Below are 22,078 nucleotides of genomic sequence, written 5' to 3'. Positions count from 1 at the left end.
GGTTTTTCTGCGGCATCGCCCTGTCGGAAGGATACCGCAAGAAACGCTCGTATTTTCGCCTCCGAACTCCGAGTAGAGTGAATGAATCTGATAATCATTATCATTTTTATATTGATAATGATTATCATTTCTAATACAATAAGATTTGTTAAAGCTATATTGGATTTCTCATCAAGAAGAGGAGGATATTTGAAGGTGAAGCAATTGGTAATTATGACGGTACTTGCATTCATCCTGGCAGGGTGCAGCTCCGCATCGGAAAACAGCAAAGCTTCGGGGGACAGTAAGGGAGCGGTAGTTACGGACGATTCTGCTGCTAGCGCGAATGACGGTGAGAAAGCAGAAGGGAAGAGCGAAGAAACGTCGGCGCAAGTGACCGAAGCAAAGGGAACGGAAGAAGTAAAAGAAGCGGGCGAAGGAACAACGGTTACTAATGTAACCGACACGAAAGAAACCGCTGCAAAGGAAGTAGAAAAAGAACAACCCGCAAGCACGAAAGGGACCAAGCAAACAAAAGAAATCAATAAAGCCGTTGTAGAAAACAAAGAGACCAATGCTGCCGTAACAGGCTCTATTATGGATAAAAAGGAACCAAATCCGCCTTCCGCTGCAGATGCCGGTAAAAAGGCAATGGAAGAATCGGTAAAGAACATAAGGACGCTTGCCAAAGATTTGAAGCAGAAGGCTGAAGCGGGCGATGCCGAAGGCGTGAAAATGACTGCAGCCCAAACCCTTCAGTCTTGGGATAACGTGAAAAACGATATTAAATCGGCCGCCGCTGATATGTATTCGTTCCTTGACGAGAAAATGACGAAGCTGGCCGAACAAATAAAAGCGGAAGAAATCGATATGGAAGCGGTCATCCAGATCGATTATCAAATTTATCAAGGGTTCAGACAGTTAGCCGAAAAGATGGGTATCGAATAATTGCATAGACGGTATATTTATTCTTGACAGAAAGAAGCTTCAAGAATATGATCATAAATGAAAATGATTATCAATATCAATTACATAAGAAAAGGGAGAGAGTCATTTCATGGTTAAATCGATGTACCGGTATTTGGCACTAACAGTTGCAATCATCTTGGCATTCGGAGCAGTGCCTTTCACTGCGGCTGCCGCCGCAGCGACATCCGTCGTTCTGGACGGAAGCAAGGTTACCTTCGACGTCCCGCCGCAGAGCATCAATGGCCGTACGTTAGTCCCATACAGAACGCTGGCCGAAAAAATCGGGGCAAAAGTCAGCTTTGATAAGAAGACCGGGAAAATATCCGTCGTCAAAGGGCAAAGAATAATTGCACTTACCGTAAACAGTAAGGTAGGCACGGTGGACGGAAAATCCGTTGCGCTGGATGCTGCGGCAGTCATTCAAAACGGACGCACACTAGTCCCGCTAAGATTCCTCGGAGAGTCGCTCGGACTGTGGGTGAGCTGGAACGCAGCGTCCAAGACCGTAAACGTCGAGAGCAAAAAGACGATCACGCACGCAATGGGGAAAACGACATTAAACAGCGTTCCAAAGCGGGTAGTCGTATTGTTTAACGGAATGGTAGACATATCGCTAACGCTGGGCGTTAAACCGGTCGGAGCGGTTGAATCATGGGTGCAGCAGCCATGGTATCACTACTTGAGAGCGGACATGGGCGGCGTCAAGAATCTTGGTAACGAAAATCAGCCGAATCTGGAAGCGATCGTCGCGTTGAAGCCGGATTTGATTATCGGGTCCAAGCTGCGTCACGAAAAAATTTACGACCAATTATCCAAAATCGCTCCGACGGTGATGACAACAGACGTATTCGACTGGAAGACGAATATGGAGATTGCTGCAGAAGCATTGAACAAAGAAGATCAAGCCGCTGCTTTTATGGCGGACTGGAATAAACGGGTTGCAGATTTCAAGTCGAAAATGGGAAGCAGACTGAACACTGAAGTATCCATCGTCCGCTTCCAGCCGGATGGAAGCGCTAGGTTCTACGTTACGGGATTTGCGGGTACGATTATGAAGGAGCTCGGTCTGGCTCGCCCCAAAGCCCAGCAGGTTGAAGGGAAGGTAGTCGTCGGCTTAAGCTCCAAGGAGCAGATACCGATGCTGGACGGGGACGTTATCTTTGACCTCACTTCCGACTGGGCGGGCGATGAGAAATCGTTCAAATCGCAGCAGGATTGGACGGCAAATCCGCTCTGGAGCAACTTAAAGGGCGTCAAGAACGGCAAGTACTACAAGGTAAACGACGTTACCTGGAATATGTCGGGCGGGGCAACTGCTGCGAAAATGATGATGGACGATCTGTATTTCTATTTCGATCTGGAGTAACCGAAGCAAGCATAACAACATAAGCGGCATAAAAGAATGGGTGATTTAAGCTCATTCTTTTATGCGTATTGAGACTGGAGAGGGGTACATGGGGAACGTTTTACCAGGGGCTGTCGCCAAAAGCTTGGGGATCGTAATCGGAGCCATTCTGCTGATATCTTGCATATATGCAAGCATCGTTCTGGGAGCGACGAAGGTTGGATTTAGCGACGTCGTTCAATCGTTTACGCATTATGACCAAAGCTCAAACAATCAAATTATTATTAAAACCTCCCGCATTCCAAGAGCGTTCATCGCGGCAGCGATAGGGGCAAGCCTTGCCATCGCCGGAGCGCTGATCCAGGCTATTACCAGAAATCCGCTGGCGGATCCGAATGTGCTCGGCATTAACTACGGCGCATCATTTTTTATCGTATTCGCCATTACCGTGCTGTCCGTTACATCGACTACATCATTGATGTGGATATCTTTTACAGGGGCTGTCGTAGGTGCAGCTGCCGCCTACCTGCTTGGGTCGGTCGGCAGAGACGGATTGACGCCGCTAAAAATCATTTTGGCCGGCGCCGCATTAAGCGCCTTATTCTCTTCCTTTACTCAAGGGATGCTTGTGCTGGACGAGCAAGGGTTAAGCGATGTGCTGTTCTGGCTGACAGGCTCCGTGGCCGGTCGGACGATGGAAATGCTGTCCGCTGTTTGGCCTTTCATGGCTGCAAGCTGGGTAGCGGCGCTGCTCCTCGCAAGGCATATCAATGTGTTAACGATGGGAGAAGATGCGGCCAAAGGGCTGGGTCAGCGGACATTGGCAGTCAAAATTGCGGCCGGAATCATTGTCGGCATACTTGCGGGCTGCTCGGTTGCCATCGCGGGACCGATCGGCTTTATCGGAATGGTCATTCCGTATATGGCCCGTTTTTTCGCAGGCACCGATTATCGCTGGATCATTCCTTATAGTGCCATACTTGGAGCGGTACTGCTTCTTCTCTCGGATATTGCGGCACGCTACGTCGTACGGCCCGAAGAGCTTCCTGTCGGCGCCATTACGGCGATTGTCGGTATTCCATTCTTCATTTATGTTGCGCGAAGGGGGCTGGAAAGAGCATGAAGCCCTTATTTCAGCTTCGTTCCGGCAAACCGCGTGCCGCGATGCAGCTGCATACAAAAATACTCACGGTCACGGCAGCTTTAACCCTGCTCAATCTGGCGCTCATTATAATAAGTACGGGCTTGGGCGATATGAATATTGCTCCGGTTGACGTGGTAAAGACGATCCTCGGTAAGGGAACCGAAGACCATTCGATCGTCATACATACCTTGAGACTGCCGCGTATAATAGCGGCCTTTCTGGTCGGGGCATCACTAGCCGCAGCCGGGGCAATCCTGCAAGGTATTATTCGCAATCCTCTCGCCTCTCCCGATATTATCGGAATTACGAGCGGGGCATCCGTGGCGGCTGTCGCTTTCCTTACCTATTTTTCCGGTGCCGTCAGCATCAAATGGCTCCCGGTTGCAGCTATGGCAGGGGCCGGCGTCACATCGGTTATCATTTATTCGATGGCATGGAAGAAAGGCGTTACACCGATCCGGCTTGTGCTTATTGGAATCGGCATCAACTTTTTGCTCGTATCGTTAACGAAGGTAATGCTTGTATTAAGTCCGATTATCTCGGCAAGCGAAGCATACATATGGCTAACCGGAACCGTCTATGGAACAAGCTGGGAAATGGTCAGGGCAATGCTTCCCTGGACGGTTATCTTCATACCGCTCGCGATGGTGTTTGCGCGCATTGTGAATGTGCTGCAGCTGGGCGACGAAATTGCTGCAGGCCTAGGAAGCGCCGTACAGCGTCAGCGTTTCTTATTGATGTGGATTAGTGTGGCACTTGCCGGAAGCGCAGTCGCAGTAGGCGGGGGAATCGCATTCATAGGCCTTATCGCACCGCATATGACCCGCAGAATAGTCGGGCCATCATTCGAAGGCGTCCTTCCGGTCTCCGCATTAATCGGCGGGCTCATCGTAGTCGCTGCCGACCTTATCGCAAGGACGGCGTTTATGCCCTATGACATTCCTGTCGGAGTGTTTACAGCCGGGGTAGGCGCTCCGTTCTTCATATATCTGCTGTACCGTAACCGGAACGCCCGGTCTTAGCCGGTTTATTTTTGACTTGTCCCGTCGATTAGCGTTTAATGGAAGTGAATTCATATAAGGGAGTGATTCAAGATGAAATACCGCAGACTTGGCAAAACAGAGCTTAAAGTTTCCGTTATCGGTGTCGGCACCTGGCAATTCGGAGGCGAATGGGGACAGCAATTTTCGCAGTCTGAAGTTGACGCCATATTGGATCGGGCTGCCGAGCTTGGCATCAATCTGATCGATACGGCCGAATGCTATGGAGATCATTTATCCGAATCATTCATCGGCAGCTATTTGCAAAGACGCAATCGGGAAGATTGGATCATTGCCACCAAATTCGGCCATCACTTTCATGAACGCTTCACAAGAACGGATAATTTCAAGGCGGATGACGTCGTGAGACAGCTTGATGACTCGCTGAAGGCGCTGCAAACGGATTATATCGATTTGTACCAATTCCATTCCGGCCCGAATGAAGCCTTTGACAATGATGAATTGTGGAGTGTGCTTGATAAACAAATCCAGGCGGGCAAAATACGTCATCTAGGCACCTCGATCGGCAGCAATACAAACGTACATCAGACGGATGCCTCAACGAGGGTGGGTTCCAAGGTGATACAAGTTGTATATAATAGGCTTGATCAAGCGCCGGAGAAGGATGTCTTCCCTTCGTGCGAACGGCAGGACTTAGGCGTACTTGCACGGGTACCGCTTGCCAGCGGCTATTTGAGCGGCAAATATAAGCCGGACGCCGTGTTCGGCGAGACTGACGTCCGCCATCGGCATGACAGGGAGAGCACAATATTAAAGCTGCAGGAAGTGCAGCGGATTGGGCTGGAAGAAGTCCCGCAAGGAGTAGATATGGCTGCATGGGCGCTGGCATGGTGCTTGAAGCATCCGGTGGTGACTTCGGTTATACCGGGCTGTAAAAGCCCCGAACAGGTAAGCGCCAACGCAAGCGCTGCAGTATTAGCCGATGTTGATCATCCCCAATCCTCTACGGCGGTATAGAGTATGAACCGTAACGTCGGAAAATGATAGTTTGAGAGATTGCAAAGAGCCTGAGCTATCGGGCTTTTTGTTTTTATTTTCAAGGAAATGTTTACCCACTTGTTGATAATTGAACTTCGCGAACATTCGTTCTATAATTAGATTGACTTTTACGGAAGCTTTTTTGTGAAGATCGCGAAGCATTGGAGGTCGGAATTATCGCAGCACTTCACTTAATGGTTGGACTTCCATGCAGTGGAAAAACCACTCTAGCACGTCAGCTTGAACAGAAATATTCGGCTCTTCGCCTTACTCCTGATGAATGGCATACTCGTTTGTTCGGACAGGATGTTAACGAAACTGGACATAGTGAGCGCCACGATTTAGTGGAATCTCTGCTTTGGGACGTTGCCGCACGGGTTTTAGAACTGGGCGTGGATGTAATTTTGGACTTCGGATTTTGGGTGCGCAGCCAGAGGGACGATATGCGTCTGCGTGCGGCGGAATTGGGGGCCGAGTTTAAAATCCACTTTGCAGATGCGCCAGCAGAGGATCTTACAGCGCGCCTTGCGGCAAGAAATACAGAACTCCCTCCGGGAGCGGCTTACATTCCTGAGAGTACACTTAAAGAATGGATGTTGGTTTTTGAACCTCCATTTCCGGAAGAGCTGGGATATACTTTGGTTTACTAGCGGTTTATTTGGTGGATTTGTTAAATTGGTCATGCGGTCTTCATAACATAAGCTTGATGCGCAGACGATAGGAGAACGGTCAATGACATTAAAGACAAAAATATTCATGTTGGCTAAAGGCAGGCTCGTGCAATTCGATGCCGTGAATTATTTTAGATATTATAAACAAGACTTTCCGCTACGACCGAAACTCTCACCCGAAGAAGCGGCACATAAGTTGAACAAAATGCTGCAAATCTCCGGTGCCCCGGTTCTTGAAGTAAAGGACGGGGATCTTGTATATGCTATTCCCGTCAAAGGAATCGACCTGGTCAGAAAAATTTATATAAACGCGATCAATGGCGATGAAGAAGGATTCGACTATGTAACATAATTCGATACGACTTTTAAACAAGGCTGACCGGAGTTGTTGTTCCGGTTGGCCTTTCAATTTTTTTCTGTTTTTTAAATACGACCCCCCGAAAGCGTATTGAATCTTTCGAAATATATGATACAATACGTATCATAAAGAAGCTGATAGAGCTTTTGAATCAGGACGATAGTCGCACTAGGAGGATCCAATGAGTGCTATAGTCGGAATTCTGAATTATCACGGTGAGACTGTTTCTGTAGAGGAAAGCGGAACTCTGATGCAGGCACTGCAGAGATATCCTGCCGACGACGCCAATGCCTGGCATAGCGGTCCTGTATTCTTGGGATGCCATACGCAATGGATCACTCCGGAGTCTATCGGTGAACGGCTGCCTTATTTCGACGAAACTCATCGGCTGGCCATTACCGCAGATGCGATCATTGACAATCGAAATGAACTGTTCAGCAGGCTGCAGGTGGAACCCTTCGATAGAAACCGGATGCCGGACAGTAAGCTCATCTTGCTCGCATACCGCAAGTGGGGAGAAGCGGCTCCGAATTATTTGGTCGGCGATTTCTCGTTTGTTATTTGGGACGAGAAGAAACGTCTTCTATTCGGAGCGAGGGATTTAGTCGGAAACCGCGCTCTGTATTATCATGGCGGCCAGCGGCAATTTGCTTTCTGCACGACAATCTCTCCGCTTCTTAGTTTACCCGGAGTGAAGAAGGAGCTTAACGAGTCATGGTTTGCCGAATTCCTGACAATACCGATCGTATTGGATACTGTGGATTTTCACTCCACCGTATATAAGGGAATCAACCAGCTACCGCCTGCCCACACGATGACAGTGGCGGACGGCAAAATGACAATGAAGGCATACGGCTCTTTAGCGGCACCGGTGGAGAAACTGAACCTGCAATCAGACGGGGAGTATGAAGAAGCGTTTCGCCATGTTTTTCAGGAAGCCGTTACGTCCAAGCTTCGGACGCACCGGCAGGTTGGCGCTACACTCAGCGGAGGGCTGGATTCCGGCGCTGTCGTCAGTTTTGCCTCTTCGCCTCTTAGGAATGAAGGGAAAACGTTACATACCTACAGTTATATTCCGCCATCGGATTTCATAGATTGGACCGGGAGAAGCAGTGTGGCGAATGAGAGTCCTTATATACAGGACACGGTACAGCATGTGGGAAATATAACGGATAATTATTTGGATTTCCCGGATAGAAACTCGTTCACGGACATTGATGATTGGCTCGAGCTTCTGGAGTCTCCTTATAAATTTTTTGAGAATTCATTTTGGATTAAAGGCATCTTCGAGAAAGCGCAGCAGGAAGGAATCGGGGTTCTATTAACAGGAGCTCAAGGGAACCACTCGATATCTTGGGGCCCGGCCATCGACTACTATATTCTTCTCATAAGGAAAATGCAGTGGATTCGATTTTACCGCGAGTTAAAGCATTATAGTCGAAGAACTGGTATCGGCAGGTCCCGGCTGCTGCCCTACATAACGAAATCCGCTTTTCCATTTCTGGACCGGTCCGACGGTACTCACGGCCATACGGAAATCCCGGTATTGATCAATCCGGATTTTGCGAGAAGCACGAATGTTTTTGAGAAGCTTCAAAACCATGATGTCGGGCTCGGCAGTTCCTCGGTTGATGCGTTCGAGTCCAGAGAAAATCATTTCAAGAATTTGGCCCTCTCGAATATGCAGGGGGCATCGGGAACCAAATTATCCCTGCGTTATGGCCTTTGGGAGAGGGATCCAACCTGCGATCCGAGAGTCGTCCGATTCTGCTTGTCGGTGCCAATAGGGCAGTATGTGCAGAACGGTTTCGACCGTTCGCTGATTAGAAGGGCGACCGCAACCTATTTGCCCGATAAAGTCCGCTTAAATCAACGTATTCGCGGTGTGCAGGGAGCTGATTGGGTTCACCGCATGTTCCATTCATGGAGCAGCTTCGTTGAAGAGGCTCGGAAAATTTGCACCGACTCCGCCTCATCTCAATTTTTAAATATCCGCCAGATCAAGGATTCTATTGAAAAAATCGGAGTTTCGCCGAGTCCGGAGCTTGCTTATGATCCGGACGCAAGATTTCTGATGCGCAGTATTATTGCCTACCGGTTTTTAAAACAATTTGCATAAAAGGCTCAACTTGAAAGGAGGTGAAACCAATGGAAAAGAAAGCGTGGAAACAACCTTCTTTGGAAACGCTTGATGTCAGCATGACGATGGCGGGAAAAGGTACATGGATTGACTTCAAAGGCATGGACGCCAACCCACATACCCCTCCTGAACACCCCGGACACGGTAAACCACCGGAATCATAGGATTCCTCAAGAAGCCCTTATACATGATAATAATGTATAAGGGCTTCCCTCTTTAACAGCCTATAAGGGGAGATCAACGTGGCTCAAATACTTGTTTACATCAGAAAGCTGCACGATTTTGCGGGTCTGAAGCTGTATATCAATTTAATTGGAATGACGGTAATAAGCTTGATGGAAGGCGTTGGAATCTATCTGTTAGCTCCGATGCTCAGCCTGATCGGCCTTTTCAGCTTGAGTACTGCCGGAGTGCCGTATATTTCCGCATTGGCCAAGCCGCTTGCAGAATTGCCGCAAGGCATGAAGCTGCCCGTTATTCTTGGAATTTTCATTCTATTGTTGTTAGTCCAGGCACAGCTTCAGCGCAATCAAACGAATATGAATTTGACCATTCAACAGGGCTTTGTACGTCATTTGAGGCTCGAAGTATATCAGTCCTTACTGCAGGCCAAGTGGTCTTTTTTCCTGAGAAAAAGAAAATCGGATTTCAATCATATTATGACGAATGAGCTGACACGCGTCAGTACGGGAACCTATCTCACCCTGAGAATTATGACGACGATTCTGTTCACGGTTGTGCAGATCGGCTTCGCGTTCTTCCTGTCGGCGAAGCTTACCGCTGTTATTCTTATCTGCGGTTTAACGCTGGCAATTTATGCTCGTAAATTTATCCGAAAATCGAAAATAATAGGGGATCAAACGACAGAGCTGTCACAGAGCTTTATGGCCGGAATCACCGACCATTTCAACGGCATTAAAGATATTAAAAGCAATATGATGGAAGGGCAGCATTTGTCCTTATTTCGCGGGCTGTGTTATCGGATGGAAAATAATTTCGTTCAATTCGCGAGACTGCAATCCACTTCGCAATATTACTATAAAATAGTGTCCATCATACTGATCGTCTTATTCGTTTACGTATCCTTCGAGGTGTTCGACGTACAGGCCGGACAGCTGTTATTAATCGTCATTATCTTCTCCCGCTTGTGGCCGAAGTTCGCCATGCTGCAGGCCAACTGGGAACAGATCGCCCAATCGATGCCGGCATTTACAAGTTTGCTGGCTCTTCAGAAGGAATGTGACGCGAACAAGGAATTGGATTTGGATGATATCCATACCAATGGCCGATCCTTACGCATCGAGCAGGGGATTGAATGCCGTCATATTTATTACAGCTACGACAGGAATCATTCCTCTTATGCCCTTCAGGATATCAGTCTTTGCATACCCGCTAACAGTATGACAGCTATCGTCGGCAAATCCGGTGCCGGAAAAAGCACCTTGATCGATATACTGATAGGCCTTAATGAACCTGAGAAAGGCGAGGTCCTGGTAGACGGAAGTCCCCTCGTCAAAGAAACGGCTTTCGCATTGCGGAGATCCGTCAGCTATGTCTCGCAGGATCCTTTCCTGTTCCATGCCAGCGTCAGAGAAAATCTGTCTGTAGCTGCACCGGATGCAAGCGAGGAAGACATGTGGGAGGCCTTAAGGTTCTCGGCTTCAGAGGAATTTGTCCGGAATCTGCCTCAGGAGCTGGACACTGTTCTCGGAGACCGGGGGCTTCGAATTTCCGGCGGGGAAAGGCAGCGGATCGTCCTGGCGCGGGCGATTCTCAGAAAGCCAGCCATACTCGTGCTGGATGAGGCCACCAGCAGCCTTGACAGTGAGAATGAGGCGAAGATTCAAGAAGCACTGGAGCGGCTCAAGGGCCAGATGACGATTATCGTCATTGCCCACCGGTTGTCGACGATCCGCAATGCTGACCAGGTGATCGTATTGGACCGCGGACGGTTGATCCAGCAGGGTGGATATCACCAGCTTTCAAGAGAAACAACCGGAACGTTCAGCAAGCTGCTGGGATATCAAGCGGGAGTAAACGTTTAAGAACACTTATCGCAAAATAACCATGAATAACGATCAATGGCCCGTTCACTTAGTTGGCGGGCTTTTTTTTTTTTTGATTTCAAAATCCCCCCGCCTCCGGAACCGAACACGCAAGCTAACGTAATAAAAAGCAGTAATACATGAATTCCCACTTAATCCATGAAACGGAGGAATTATTAATGACAGATACATTTCACCGCCGGTTAGCGGAAGCTAAGGAAGGCAAATTCCGCTTGAATAAGGCCGAACGCAGAAGGGAGCAGCTGCAAAAAAGGCTGCGCGAGCAGGAGCGGCTCATTTCGCAGCTCGAACTGCAGCTTGAATCGGAGCAGGTCGATGTCGATAAATTAACCCGGCTGTCGCTTACCAACCTGTTTCACACGATTCTTCGAAGTAAGGAAGAGCAGCTTGAGATGGAGCGTCAGCAAGTGCTTGCCGCAGCGCTGCAGCTGCAGGCAGCAAAGCAGCTGTATGCAGATTTGGAGGCAGATTTAAAACGGGTCGGGGACGATCTTGCAAACTACCGAAATGCCGAGCGAGAGTACGACCAGCTGATGGCTGAGAAGGAATCCGCCCTCCGCAGTTCACTCTTATCATCCGAGCTGGCAGAAATGGAGGAGCAGATCGCGAATCAGGCCATCCTTGTTAAAGAGTTTCATGAAGCATGGAGGGCTGGTCAGCGCGTCCTGGCTTCGCTAGAGGATGCTTCTACAAGCTTGTCGAAAGCGGAAGGCTGGGGCAAGTGGGACTTGTGGGGCGGCGGCGGCATTGTCAGTACACATCTGAAACATAACCACATCGATGATGCAAAGCAGTTTATTCATAATGCGAATCACCTGATGCTCGATTTTCGAGATGAACTGGCAGACTTGCAGCGCAGCGTCGATATTGAAATCGAGACAGGCGGAATGTTGAAGATGGCTGACTACTGGTTCGACGGACTCATCGTCGACTGGGTTGTCCAGGGACGCATTCAACATGCACATGATCAACTGCTTAAGGCGATCCATCAAGTCAGAACTGTCGCAAATCAGCTCCAATCGGAGAGTTCGGCGGCCGATTCCGCTCTGGCAGGCATGACAAGCAAGCGCACCGAATGGATCGAGCAAATAAACCTCGATTAAGCCCCTCTTAATTCATACCTTGGGATTGTTTCGGATGTGACCTTATATTGGATGAATGTCCTCTGACACAAGCAAACTGCCGGTCGGCCCGCGGCAGTTTGCTTGTGTTATGTGTTCACAGGGGATGGAGGAGTAAGCTGCAGAGAGGAAATATCCGGGGAATCAGCCGGTTCCGCGAGGCCGAGCTCCGCCAGGAACGTACCCACGACGCAGTCATACTCCTCGCGGTTCGTGCGCAGAGACTGGGCGTGGTCCGCACCCCGCATCAGGTGCAATCGCTTAAAGCCTTTCTTCGCGCCATAAAGCTGAAGAGTCATTTCCTTTGGGATATAGCGGTCTTCGTCCCCGTGGATAAATAATACAGGCGTTTCCACATCTGCCACATCGCGTACGGGTGAAACATGGCTGAACCTGAAACGGAACCCCGAACGAAGCCATGCAAACAGGCTGGCCAGCTGCAGCATAGGAAATGGAGGCATACGAAAATCTTCCTTCAGCCGGTATTTCAGCTCCGCCGTCAAGTCTGAGTACGAGCAGTCTGCAATGTAGAAAGCCGCACGCCTGTCGATGGCCGCATGCTGCAGAGCCGTGGCCGCCCCCATAGACTCGCCCAATACGCCTATCCTGCAATTTTGTCCGCACCTGGATAACAGCCAATCGATGCAAGCTTTCAAATCGTATTTCTCGTAAAAGCCGAATGTTGTCGAGCTTCCGCCGCTCAGTCCGTGCCGCCGGTGGTCGTAGGCGAGGACGTGAAAGCCTCTGCGGCGAAACAGGTACATATATTTGAGCGATCCAATGAGTGAAGAGGTCACGCCATGAACGAGAACGACGGCTTTCCCTTCATCCCGCTGCGCTGGGAAGAACCAGCCCCGAAGCTGATATCCGAAAGGTGATTCGATCTGAGCCTCTTCCCGGCTGAGCCGCTCGACATCTTCCCGCACCAGTGTGCCAGCATCCGTCTCAAACCGGTAAATGTCTTCATCTCCAAAGGTTCTAATATGAATAACCAGTTCCGACATCTTATACCCGGCACCAGCTGCCGCGAGAAGCGCGAGCAGAGTTATCGCGAATGAATAAACGGTCATGAGAAGAACCCCCTCACCAGGTGTTTATTGACGTTAGAATGCCCAGGATGTACCCCTGTTATTAACGATCTTCACAGGCTTCATTCCGCTATCATAGCAAAATGTTATTAAAATTTGATTAAAAGGGCACGGAAACCGGAATAATGAGACATATCAAAACCGGCCGAAATCTGAAGCGGGAGGAATTTGCTCTGAACTACGATTGCATTATTGTCGGCGGCGGATTCGCCGGTTTACAGGCGGCGATTCAGCTCGGAAGATATCATCGCAAGGTTCTGGTATTGGATAGCGAAGACGGAAGATCGAACCTTTGCAACAGCTATCATAACATTCTGGGTTGGCCGGAGGGGGTAAGCGGTCCTTATATACGCGAGACCGGCCGAAAGCAAGCCGAAGCACTGGGAATCGAATTTATGACCGCCCGCGCTGTGGAAGCAGGGAAGTCAGACGGGTATTTCTCGATCTCGGCGGACAACGGCGAACAATATTCTGCCCATAGACTTCTGATAGCCACCGGAGTGAAGGACCGTATCCCTGGGTTCCCGGAGCTGGTTCCCTGCTTGGGAATAAGCGTATTCATTTGTCCCGATTGCGACGGGTATGAAACAAGGAACAGACGAACGATTGTCATGGGAGCAGGTAAATCCGGAGCGGAGATGGCGCTTACCCTGACCTATTGGACTCGAGATTTGGTTTATATTAACCATGAGCGTGTACCGTTTGACGATGAGATTCTCAAGGAATTGAGGAAGCATAAGATCGTATATATCGAAGAGCCGATAAAACAAGCTGTCGTACAGGGAACGCAGTTTAAGGGAGCCGTCCTTCAGAATGACACTTTTATTGAAGGGAATTACGGTTTCATCGCATTCGGAGGAAACGAAGTCAGATCTTCCTTGGCCGGACAGTTGGGTGTTGAACTTACACATAACCGGCACATTCCAGTCGACGCAAGAACCAAAATGACGAATGTAAAGCATGTATGGGCGGCGGGGGATGTCGCAGTCCATTCTGAACAGGCGGTAATTGCAATGGGTGACGGGTCGCAAGCGGCGATCTGGATACATAAAAGCCTGCTGCAGTAACAAAATTTTGCTAATAATTTGATGAACAATAAAGCCTACAGGATTAACCTGTAGGCTTTTGAGCTTGGTTTGTCATAGAAGTGTTTACTTGATGACGCGGCGCGCGGTAACAAAGGATTTTTTCCAGTAGCTCGTCGACATGTCGGCGAGCGTGACGCCTTTGCTGCTCGAACTGTGCAGTATTTTATTGTTTCCGGCATAAATGGCAACATGGCTGATGCCCCTGCCGTTGGTCTTGAAGAACACAAGGTCGCCAACGCTCAAATTACTCTTGATCACTTTCTTGCCGACCGATGCTTGTGCGGAAGAAGATCTCGGCAGCGAAATACCGGCTAACTTGAAGACGTATTGTGTAAAGGAGGAGCAGTCGAAGGCGTATTTCACATTGGCAGGTGCGCCGAATTTATAAGGGACTCCCAAATATTGCTTACCTTTTGCGATTAATTTAGTTGAAGCCGGAACTGCGGCTTCCGTTTTCGCAGCAGAACCGAAACAGGCGGCCGAGAAACCGATCGCAGTGCATAAGCTGATAGCTGCAAATTTCTTAAGTATTCTGAACTTCTGCATCTTCTATGCTGTCCCTCCGTTATTACTGTGCTTTTTACTGTTTATTAATATAACACAGACTAAACTAACCCAAATTGGTATATGAGGGTGAAAACCCGCTGAGAGCAGGTCATTTGGGACTTTATGAGAATAGCATGAGAATTTTCTAATAAAATATGGAATAAATTGCTTGATTAGCGTTTTCTTAGAATAGGCTTGTCCCTTTGGAGTGCGTGCTATACTGTTCGCACATCCAGCATTGCGTATGCTTCCGAAGCGAGTGTTCTGCCCGCGAGGGTGTTTAATCAGGGAGTATCGCAGAAAACTTCTAGGGAGGCTACTTGGAATAATGAAACAGAACGCGCTCCGTAAATTTGCAATTGGTGCAGCTTGTCTTGGTATTATCCTGTCTGCATCAGCGATTTCTACACCATCCGCACATGCGGCTACGGCTCAAGTCCAGGCGTCCGCATCATCGGCGCAGAAGGCGGATTCGGTTATTAATTTCGCCGGGTCGCTTATTGGTAAAGTGAAATATAAGTTCGGTGTGAATAATCCTTCGAAGCTTTATTTTGACTGCTCTTCCTTTACCAAATATGTATTCGCTTCTCAGGGAGTTACGCTTAAATGGGGTTCATCCGCTCAAAGTAAACAGGGAGTATTTGTCAGCAAAAGCAATCTGAAGAAAGGTGATTTGCTGTTCTTCAGCGTCAAAACTCCAGGGAAGGTGAATCATGTCGGCATTTATATGGGGGACGGTAAATTCATTCATAACACCACCGGCTCCGTATATGGCGTAACAATCAGCAACTTCAACTCTTCCTCTTATCAGAAAAGGTTCATTACCGCACGCCGCGTACTCTAATAAAACGACGAAAGGCCTTGACCCGGTATTCCGGGCAGGGCCTTTTTTTGTTTAATTATTGTATTGACCCACAAGCGATTCGGCTGCCGGAATTGCCTGCCGGATCCGTTACATAATCGTCTGCCTTCTCATGAATCATTAACGACGTACCGCCCGGCTTCAATAAAGAATTGGACTTACCTTTAACGAGAGTGACCGTCTGACTCACCAGCTCCGCCTTTACTCTGCCGTCCGCTCCGACTTGGATGTTTAATAAATCCCCTGCATGAAAGCCTTTCGGGTTGTGAAAGCCGTGCTGTTTACCCTGCGGATTGAAATGTTCTCCCGCCGACTTGAAATCGGGCGTCTCGCATTTGCCGATTGTGTGAAAGTGAATACCATGCGTCCCGGGTGGCAGCTTCTCCGCTTGAAGGTAAATGTGAACTCCATGCGTTTGTTGTACAAGCTGCGCCGTTCCGATAGCTCGGCCGTCACTATTCACAATTTTCACCGTCACTGCGGGAACGCTTGCATCGGCGGACGCCGCTTTGGCAAAGGCTGAGTTAAAGCAAAGCAGGCTTAATGACAAACAAATCGATATTGCGATTTTTTTCATGTTTTCCTCCTGGCAGCCGTAAAATTAGTTTTCATAGATAAGCTTTTACTTTTTGAAGCCAAATAAAACATTATCAAGCAAATATTTAATTTCACCTTGATGAAAAAAATAGCCTGGTTTGCCAGAATGCGAAAGCCATTCAGGCATCTCGAATAATGCCTGAGTAAAAAGGGGCCTTCGATTCTGAGAAGCACCGTCAGAATATGTAGCAAATTAGATGTGTTTAGCCCGCAGTACAGTGAAGTATGCCGGTGGATGGAGCCTATTCGCGAATTTTCGGAGCTTTAGAGCCCTCGGAACACAAACAATGGTGAAAACATTGAAAGCTCCACAAATCTTTTCGTTAAACGAACCGTGATAATTCCAATCATTTTCGGGGGACAAGAACATACATCGTTAAAAGGACAATAACTTACACGACCCATTACCGATGTTCTTGTCCCCCGGACACAGCACATAAACCTTTATCATAGGACATTTAGTCTACTATCGTAAAAATAGCCAAAAAGTTAGGGGCATTTAAATCCCCTGCACCAAACTCTCCTATACGGACGGGAGCTGTAGGATTGGTTATATTATAAACTTCAATAGTGCTATCGTTAGAATTTGATACATAAAGAGTAGTACCCGTGATAGCCAAGCCAACAGGACTATTTAAATCCCCTGCACCAAACGTCCCTTCAAATGCAGGGGCAGCAGGATTTGTAATATCATAAATAACTACATTGTTGTCCCCACTACTTGCTACATATAGAGTGGTTCCTGTAATTGCCAATCCGAGAGGACTAACCAAATTTCCTCCATTAACCCCTCCTGCATGCACTGGAGCCGTCGGGTTGGTAATATCATAGATCTCTACTGTGTTACCCAAATTCGTTACATAAAGAGTAGTGCCTGTAATCGCCAATCCAGTGGTGGCAAATGGTATCTCACCTGCCCCAAACTCCCCAACAAATATAGGGGCCGTTGGATTGGTAATATCATGGATAGCTACAGTGCTAAAACTAATATTAGCTACATAAAGAGTGGTACCTGTAACCGCCAAATCAAAAGACCCGAAGAAAAATATATCTCCTCCATGAAACTCCCCTAAATGAGCAGGATCTGTAGGAATGGCAATATCATAAATATCGACATTAGGATCATTTCCATTTCCTACGTAAAGAGTGGTACCTGTAATCGCCAATCCCCTAGGACTAACTAAATTCCCTCCATTAAACTCACCTACTCGAACAGGAGCTATTGGCACGGTAATATTATAGATTTCTACAGTATCATCGCCAACATTAGTTACATAAAGAAATGTAGGGGTCGCTTGAGGTCCTTGAGGTCCTTGAGGCCCTTGTGGTCCTGGAGGACCTGGAGGACCTGCTGCTGTCGAACCTAAGAGCTCATCCGAAACGATTCGATGGGCAGCTACCAATTGCCCCGATGCATTTTTTCCCCATACAGAAACTTGAGTTTCGCTCTCGGCAGCTCCGCTTGTGGTAAAGACAAATTCAAAAGCATCGAAATTTGCGTAATATTTCCTGGTTATAACAGCATTTGGCTCCACTGATAACAATTCTAGTACGTACATGTTTCTGGTGCCGTTTAAATAATAACCTTCAATCAATATTTCCGAGGAGCTTACTGTATTCCGATTATCGATTATGATGGTGACAAACGGTGTAGGCCTTACACCAGTTACAGAACTATTATTAATTGGTCCGGTGGATAATACCGCCAATAAGTTCACACCTCCAAGTTAAATTTATTCCAAAGCTTTTCACTATGGTTTTGATCGCTTGGTTCCAGTTTTCAATCGGAGCGTTAACGATATAGCCATCCCCCCGCGATCTCGATTAAAGCCTGTACATCATGGTAATACAGTATATTGCATGGATATCACAAACGCTTGGACGCAAAAATGTACGGTGTAAATCAGGTGTTTTCTTGGACAGGACCCGGTTAACCTTGATTTAACAAGGTCTTCTCTTTTAGAATAAACTGGTTCTCAATATTTTCTGGCTAGTTTCTTGCGTTGGTACATTATGCCGGTACATTCATGTCGAAAAAAAAAGACCGGGAAACGAATCCCCGGTTACTTTTTTTGAAATGTCACCTGATATTAGTTGTTGTGTTCAATTTAGCGAGAACTCATCTTTCAATTTTTCCTTGCATATACACCAAGGACACAGTAATCCGCAATATGGGAATGCCGATTTATGACGGACAAAAGGAAAAGGTGGGCGAAAAGCGTATCGACCGTCCGGCAGACCTTATCCCTTATGCTGTTTCCGGTAACGCAGCGGTGTCGTACCCGCTAATTTTTTAAACGTTTTATTGAAATGCGCGATGTGCTCAAACCCGACTTTTTCGGCTATTAACTGAACGGACTCGCGGCTGTTTACGAGTCTTTTTTGTGCTTCCCGAATTCTTACGACTTGCAAATACTCACGGAAATGGAAGCCTGTAAGTTTAGTGAAAATTCGGCTGAGATAAGAAGGGCTGATATAAAATTGGTTGGCTACCTGCTCTAAAGTGATTTTCTGATCATAATGATTATTGATGTATTGGGCTATTTCCGATACTTTATGGTGCATCGGATGCTCGTATTCGGGCGACTCCCGGACCGAGATGCCGATTCTATGGATTCGAATCAGAAGCTCGTTCATCAGTGAACGGACATAGGCAATATAGTGAGGGGGTTCGTCTTTACATTCAGCAAGCATGAGCTTGAGCAAATGCTCAATTTCGGGCTGATCCTTGAGCGGAATTCTAAGCAGCCTTGACTGCTCGAATGGCAACAGCTTTACGATGTGCGAATCTCCGTCCTTTATAAAGGCTTCTGAAAAGTTAATTAATATCCTTTCAAATCCCGGTTTTTCCGAGCTGGCTGTAGAATGAAGATTATGGGGATTGATGATTATCATGTCGCCTTTCTTTGCCGTATAGACGTTTCCGTTCATGAAATAAACTCTTTCTCCGTTAAGCAAATAATAAAGCTCATAATAGGAATGCTCATGGGGGCGGGGCATGCTGTTAAAGCCGGTGCGGGACATGTATTGGATCGAGAAGGAATCCTCCCCAATCAGATACTTCGGTCCGGTTTGGTCATTCATGGATAATGCCTCCTTGTAGCACATTACATTTCTGCCTGAGAAGATGGCCCGATGCTAAATAGATTTTATTAATCCATTATAGCTTCAACCTCTATTTCAACCAATAAGCGAGGGTCAATGAGACTGCTATTTCAACTCGATTTCCTACACGAATGGCACGGCAGTAGCCTACGGAGCGATTCCCAGGGCGAACCTGTAAAAACCTTATTTCTGCTCATAATATCAGCCCTTTCAACTCAATAGTCACTATCGCTTGCGGAAAGCGGCGAGGTTCAATTTTTTGATCTCCTCGACCTGAAAGCAGTATCAAATGCCGTAAATTCATCGGAAGTGCAGTGAGTGGGACCGTTCCACTTTAATCGCTCTGATGATTAATCCTATTCCGCATTATTCATTAGTGTCAAATGAGAATATTCCGAATGTTTAATGATTCTTCATCTTTGGGAGCTTGGCATAGAAGAAATTAGTTTGGATTTGTTAACTTGTTGTATAATAGGATGCCTTCTAATAGAATGGTAGTTATACCCAGTATGAACGATTATTTCTTGGGGACTCGAAACTTAAAATAGGAGGATTTAATCCATGCTCTCGCCATTAATGCCGCAACTGAATCGCGAATATATCATGCGGATATTGAAACAGCTGTTGGAAACGCCAAGTCCGAGCGGGTTCTGTACGGAAGTTATGAACGTCGTGCGGGAGGAGGTCGAGCAGTTGGGTTATTCGCTCGAGATTACACCGAAAGGGAATGGAATCATAACCATACCGGGCGATTCCTCTCGTGAAACGCTCGGAATTTCGGCTCATGTCGATACATTGGGTGCGATGGTCCGCTCAATAAAGCCGGACGGGATGATTCGTTTTACACCGGTCGGCGGTTATGCGATGCAAACGGTCGAAGGAGAATATTGCCTTATACATACTCGGAAAGGCGGAATTTACGAGGGGACCGTCCTTTCAACCAAGCCTTCGGTTCATGTTTACTCCGATGTGCGGGATTTCAAGCGGGAAGAAGCGAATATGGAGATCCGCATCGACGAAATGGTGAAATCCAAGGAAGATGTGGAGAAGCTTGGCATTGGTGTAGGAGATTTTATATCATGGGATGCGCGAACCCGCTTCCTGCCGAGCGGCTGGATCAAATCACGGCACCTTGATGATAAAGCCGGCGTAGCCGCGGTGTTCGGGTTGATGGAGTGGTTGAAGCGCGAGGGCAAAACGCCTTCCAGAACTATTAAGCTGATCCTGTCCACCTACGAAGAAGTGGGGCATGGAAGCGCCCATATTCCACCGGATATAACGGAGCTGATCGCAGTGGATATGGGAGCGATAGGCGATGACCTGTCGGCAACCGAGCGTGATGTTTCCATCTGTGCCAAGGATTCCTCAGGACCATACGATTACAATATGACTTCCAAACTCATCGATTTGGCCAAAAGGGAGCAAATTTCGTATGCGGTTGATATATACCCGCATTACGGCTCTGACGCTTCAGCGGCACTTAAAGGCGGAAGCAGCATCAGAGCGGCCTTAATCGGCCCGGGCGTACATGCCTCTCACGGCATGGAACGGACGCATGCGGATGCGGTCGTTAACACAGCGGTCCTCCTGCTGGCTTATGTGATGGATGAACAATAGCGCATTCATATCAGAGCCTTAGTCTGAAGCTGATTCAGACTAAGGCTCTTGTCGCGGCGCAAGACCGCCCGATAAGGGCGATTATGTACTTGCGCTTGCTGCAGGCGATTTACGTTTCACGAAGGCAAAGAACAGAATCACTATACAGACAAGAGCGATAATCGAATTGTACATAAATGTCTTCTCCAGCCCGAGCAACTCGCTCGCGATCCCGCCAACGAAGCTGCCGATGATGCGGGCCGCTCCCAGATTCAGCAGTCCGTTCAGCGTCTGTCCGCTCGCCTTCAATTCATTCGGCACCTCATGATTGATGAAGGTAGCCATCGTTACGGACAGCACGATAAAGATAAGTCCGTGAAGAGCCTGTACCGGGAGGACCCAGTACGGATTGTGTATGACCGAGAACAGAAACCACCTAAGCGCCGTGGCGATCGTGGCCACCAGCAAAATATAAGGGATCCGGATACGTTGGAATATTTTAGCGGAATAAAGGAGAAACGGGACCTCGCTTAATGAAGAAATAACCATTGACCATCCAAGGAGTACATTATCCCCGCCCATTTCCTTGAAGTATAACGGGAAGAAGGCGTAATAATAACCAAGCGTAATGTTGAGAACGAAGCTGATGGTCAAATAAAGCGCTAATTTGCGGTTGCGGAAGAGCACCCAAACCTGCATTTTCCGCCCGGCGAACTGATGCCCCTTGATGATCGGGAAACGGGAAATGAGAAGGAAGCTTGCCAGCATGACAAGAGCGTACACCCAGAACATCGAACCGATGTGATTAGTAGCGGCAAAACCGAATAAGATGGACATGACCGCGAACCCGAACGTCCCGCCCATCCGTATGATTCCATAGCTCCCGGCCTGTCTGCCGAGACCCTCCAGTGTTATGGCGTCGCTAATGGCAAATATGGACGTTTGAAAAAAAGTGAACAGGCATACAACGAGCAGCAGGTAAGCAAACTTGTCGGACAAGGGATAAAGCAGCACGGTTAACCCGCTGCCGCAGATCAGCAGCTTCAATATAAAGTTCTTTGTCTTCGACTTGTCGCCCAGAGCGCCCCATAGCGGCTAGGCCAGAATCGCAACGAGCGGCCCAAGGCTGAGCAGCGTGCCGATTTGAGAGGGAGAGAACCCGATATTATTGAAATATAAGGGGAGAAACGTTCCGTAAATAGCGTTGCCCATATAGATGGCCACATAGAACAATAGAAAGTAAGAAATGTTTACGGCAGCAAGGGGAGCGCCCTTGTCCATCGGTGAACTTCGATAACTCATGATGCCGGTTTTTCCCCCATTCAATTCATGCGATGTGTTATATCGATTCGCTCATATGGGCC

The 22,078-nt window shown here is 47.9% G+C and carries 20 protein-coding genes and 1 pseudogene; 14 read left to right on the top strand and 7 right to left on the bottom strand.

The window, feature by feature from the left end; genetic code table 11:
* The first annotated feature begins 195 nt into the window (after positions 1–195).
* From KZ483_RS16140 to KZ483_RS16090, 11 genes are all read left to right on the top strand, one after another.
* Positions 196–927: a hypothetical protein gene (locus tag KZ483_RS16140; RefSeq protein ID WP_220348467.1), complete on the top strand. Its 732-nt coding sequence runs from the start codon at positions 196–198 to the stop codon at positions 925–927.
* 109 nt (positions 928–1,036) lie between these two features.
* A complete protein-coding gene (locus KZ483_RS16135; RefSeq protein ID WP_220348465.1) occupies positions 1,037–2,314 on the top strand; it encodes a stalk domain-containing protein in 1,278 nt (425 codons plus the stop codon).
* 88 nt (positions 2,315–2,402) lie between these two features.
* Entirely contained in the window at positions 2,403–3,416 is a 1,014-nt protein-coding gene (locus tag KZ483_RS16130; RefSeq protein ID WP_220348463.1) for a FecCD family ABC transporter permease, read from the top strand.
* Complete coding sequence (locus KZ483_RS16125; protein ID WP_220348462.1) at positions 3,413–4,459, top strand: FecCD family ABC transporter permease; 1,047 nt, start codon at positions 3,413–3,415, stop codon at positions 4,457–4,459. Before KZ483_RS16130 ends, KZ483_RS16125 begins: the two co-directional genes overlap by 4 nt.
* A 72-nt stretch (positions 4,460–4,531) precedes the next feature.
* Positions 4,532–5,455, top strand: coding sequence for an aldo/keto reductase (locus KZ483_RS16120; RefSeq protein ID WP_220348461.1), 924 nt, complete (start codon positions 4,532–4,534; stop codon positions 5,453–5,455).
* 182 nt (positions 5,456–5,637) lie between these two features.
* Positions 5,638–6,126, top strand: a complete 489-nt coding sequence (locus KZ483_RS16115) for a P-loop nucleotide/nucleoside kinase family protein (RefSeq protein WP_220348460.1) — start codon at positions 5,638–5,640, stop codon at positions 6,124–6,126.
* Positions 6,127–6,208: 82 nt separating this feature from the next.
* A complete protein-coding gene (locus KZ483_RS16110) occupies positions 6,209–6,499 on the top strand; it encodes a PepSY domain-containing protein (protein ID WP_220348459.1) in 291 nt (96 codons plus the stop codon).
* A gap of 187 nt (positions 6,500–6,686) precedes the next feature.
* Entirely contained in the window at positions 6,687–8,624 is a 1,938-nt protein-coding gene (locus KZ483_RS16105) for an asparagine synthase-related protein (RefSeq protein WP_220348458.1), read from the top strand.
* A 29-nt stretch (positions 8,625–8,653) separates the two neighbouring features.
* Positions 8,654–8,809: a paeninodin family lasso peptide gene (locus KZ483_RS16100; RefSeq protein WP_220348457.1), complete on the top strand. Its 156-nt coding sequence runs from the start codon at positions 8,654–8,656 to the stop codon at positions 8,807–8,809.
* A 78-nt stretch (positions 8,810–8,887) separates the two neighbouring features.
* Complete coding sequence (locus KZ483_RS16095) at positions 8,888–10,690, top strand: ABC transporter ATP-binding protein (protein ID WP_220348456.1); 1,803 nt, start codon at positions 8,888–8,890, stop codon at positions 10,688–10,690.
* 179 nt (positions 10,691–10,869) lie between these two features.
* Entirely contained in the window at positions 10,870–11,814 is a 945-nt protein-coding gene (locus KZ483_RS16090) for a hypothetical protein (protein WP_220348455.1), read from the top strand.
* Between the two features lie 107 nt (positions 11,815–11,921).
* Here the strand turns inward: KZ483_RS16090 and KZ483_RS16085 are convergent, their stop codons facing one another.
* Positions 11,922–12,902, bottom strand: coding sequence for an alpha/beta hydrolase (locus tag KZ483_RS16085; RefSeq protein ID WP_220348454.1), 981 nt, complete (start codon positions 12,900–12,902; stop codon positions 11,922–11,924).
* Positions 12,903–13,045: 143 nt separating this feature from the next.
* Here KZ483_RS16085 and KZ483_RS16080 point away from each other — a divergent pair, with 143 nt between their 5' ends.
* Complete coding sequence (locus KZ483_RS16080) at positions 13,046–13,987, top strand: NAD(P)/FAD-dependent oxidoreductase (protein ID WP_258881286.1); 942 nt, start codon at positions 13,046–13,048, stop codon at positions 13,985–13,987.
* A gap of 84 nt (positions 13,988–14,071) precedes the next feature.
* Here the strand turns inward: KZ483_RS16080 and KZ483_RS16075 are convergent, their stop codons facing one another.
* Positions 14,072–14,554, bottom strand: coding sequence for a C40 family peptidase (locus KZ483_RS16075; RefSeq protein ID WP_220348453.1), 483 nt, complete (start codon positions 14,552–14,554; stop codon positions 14,072–14,074).
* A 328-nt stretch (positions 14,555–14,882) separates the two neighbouring features.
* On the opposite strand from KZ483_RS16075, the gene KZ483_RS16070 reads away from it, so the two are divergent.
* Positions 14,883–15,398 carry a C40 family peptidase gene (locus tag KZ483_RS16070; RefSeq protein WP_220348452.1) on the top strand — a complete coding sequence of 172 codons (516 nt, stop codon included), beginning with the start codon at positions 14,883–14,885 and terminating at the stop codon, positions 15,396–15,398.
* A gap of 55 nt (positions 15,399–15,453) precedes the next feature.
* Here the strand turns inward: KZ483_RS16070 and KZ483_RS16065 are convergent, their stop codons facing one another.
* The 3 genes from KZ483_RS16065 to KZ483_RS16050 all read right to left on the bottom strand — a co-directional run bounded on the left by KZ483_RS16065 (position 15,454) and on the right by KZ483_RS16050 (position 19,097).
* Positions 15,454–15,993, bottom strand: a complete 540-nt coding sequence (locus KZ483_RS16065; RefSeq protein WP_220348450.1) for a superoxide dismutase family protein — start codon at positions 15,991–15,993, stop codon at positions 15,454–15,456.
* Between the two features lie 478 nt (positions 15,994–16,471).
* Positions 16,472–17,722 (bottom strand): LVIVD repeat-containing protein, encoded by a 1,251-nt coding sequence (locus KZ483_RS28640; RefSeq protein ID WP_258881285.1) that lies wholly within the window; start codon positions 17,720–17,722, stop codon positions 16,472–16,474.
* Positions 17,723–18,254: 532 nt separating this feature from the next.
* Positions 18,255–19,097: an AraC family transcriptional regulator gene (locus tag KZ483_RS16050; protein ID WP_220348448.1), complete on the bottom strand. Its 843-nt coding sequence runs from the start codon at positions 19,095–19,097 to the stop codon at positions 18,255–18,257.
* 582 nt (positions 19,098–19,679) lie between these two features.
* Between KZ483_RS16050 and KZ483_RS16045 the strand changes: the two genes are divergently transcribed.
* Positions 19,680–20,735: a M42 family metallopeptidase gene (locus KZ483_RS16045; protein ID WP_258881284.1), complete on the top strand. Its 1,056-nt coding sequence runs from the start codon at positions 19,680–19,682 to the stop codon at positions 20,733–20,735.
* Positions 20,736–20,816: 81 nt separating this feature from the next.
* Here the strand turns inward: KZ483_RS16045 and KZ483_RS16040 are convergent.
* Positions 20,817–21,797 (bottom strand): annotated as a pseudogene (locus KZ483_RS16040) (MFS transporter); the annotation flags it as partial.
* A 12-nt stretch (positions 21,798–21,809) separates the two neighbouring features.
* A complete protein-coding gene (locus tag KZ483_RS28635) occupies positions 21,810–22,016 on the bottom strand; it encodes a hypothetical protein (RefSeq protein ID WP_258881283.1) in 207 nt (68 codons plus the stop codon).
* Positions 22,017–22,078: the final 62 nt, after the last annotated feature.

The sequence above is a fragment of the Paenibacillus sp. sptzw28 genome (assembly GCF_019550795.1).
Taxonomy (GTDB): domain Bacteria; phylum Bacillota; class Bacilli; order Paenibacillales; family Paenibacillaceae; genus Paenibacillus_Z.
Note: the sequence above shows the minus strand (reverse complement) of the source record. Positions and strands in the feature narration are given on the sequence as shown.

Bases quoted from the DNA above. Each gene is read 5' to 3' on its own strand.
- KZ483_RS16135 (WP_220348465.1), top strand. From the start codon at position 1,037: ATGGTTAAATCGATGTACCGGTATTTGGCACTAACAGTTGCAATCATC.
- KZ483_RS16130 (WP_220348463.1), top strand. From the start codon at position 2,403: ATGGGGAACGTTTTACCAGGGGCTGTCGCCAAAAGCTTGGGGATCGTA.
- KZ483_RS16125 (WP_220348462.1), top strand. From the start codon at position 3,413: ATGAAGCCCTTATTTCAGCTTCGTTCCGGCAAACCGCGTGCCGCGATG.
- KZ483_RS16120 (WP_220348461.1), top strand. From the start codon at position 4,532: ATGAAATACCGCAGACTTGGCAAAACAGAGCTTAAAGTTTCCGTTATC.
- KZ483_RS16110 (WP_220348459.1), top strand. From the start codon at position 6,209: ATGACATTAAAGACAAAAATATTCATGTTGGCTAAAGGCAGGCTCGTG.
- KZ483_RS16105 (WP_220348458.1), top strand. From the start codon at position 6,687: ATGAGTGCTATAGTCGGAATTCTGAATTATCACGGTGAGACTGTTTCT.
- KZ483_RS16100 (WP_220348457.1), top strand. From the start codon at position 8,654: ATGGAAAAGAAAGCGTGGAAACAACCTTCTTTGGAAACGCTTGATGTC.
- KZ483_RS16090 (WP_220348455.1), top strand. From the start codon at position 10,870: ATGACAGATACATTTCACCGCCGGTTAGCGGAAGCTAAGGAAGGCAAA.
- KZ483_RS16085 (WP_220348454.1), bottom strand. From the start codon at position 12,902: ATGACCGTTTATTCATTCGCGATAACTCTGCTCGCGCTTCTCGCGGCA.
- KZ483_RS16080 (WP_258881286.1), top strand. From the start codon at position 13,046: ATGAGACATATCAAAACCGGCCGAAATCTGAAGCGGGAGGAATTTGCT.
- KZ483_RS16075 (WP_220348453.1), bottom strand. From the start codon at position 14,554: ATGCAGAAGTTCAGAATACTTAAGAAATTTGCAGCTATCAGCTTATGC.
- KZ483_RS16070 (WP_220348452.1), top strand. From the start codon at position 14,883: ATGAAACAGAACGCGCTCCGTAAATTTGCAATTGGTGCAGCTTGTCTT.
- KZ483_RS16065 (WP_220348450.1), bottom strand. From the start codon at position 15,993: ATGAAAAAAATCGCAATATCGATTTGTTTGTCATTAAGCCTGCTTTGC.
- KZ483_RS16050 (WP_220348448.1), bottom strand. From the start codon at position 19,097: ATGAATGACCAAACCGGACCGAAGTATCTGATTGGGGAGGATTCCTTC.
- KZ483_RS16045 (WP_258881284.1), top strand. From the start codon at position 19,680: ATGCTCTCGCCATTAATGCCGCAACTGAATCGCGAATATATCATGCGG.
- KZ483_RS28635 (WP_258881283.1), bottom strand. From the start codon at position 22,016: ATGAGTTATCGAAGTTCACCGATGGACAAGGGCGCTCCCCTTGCTGCC.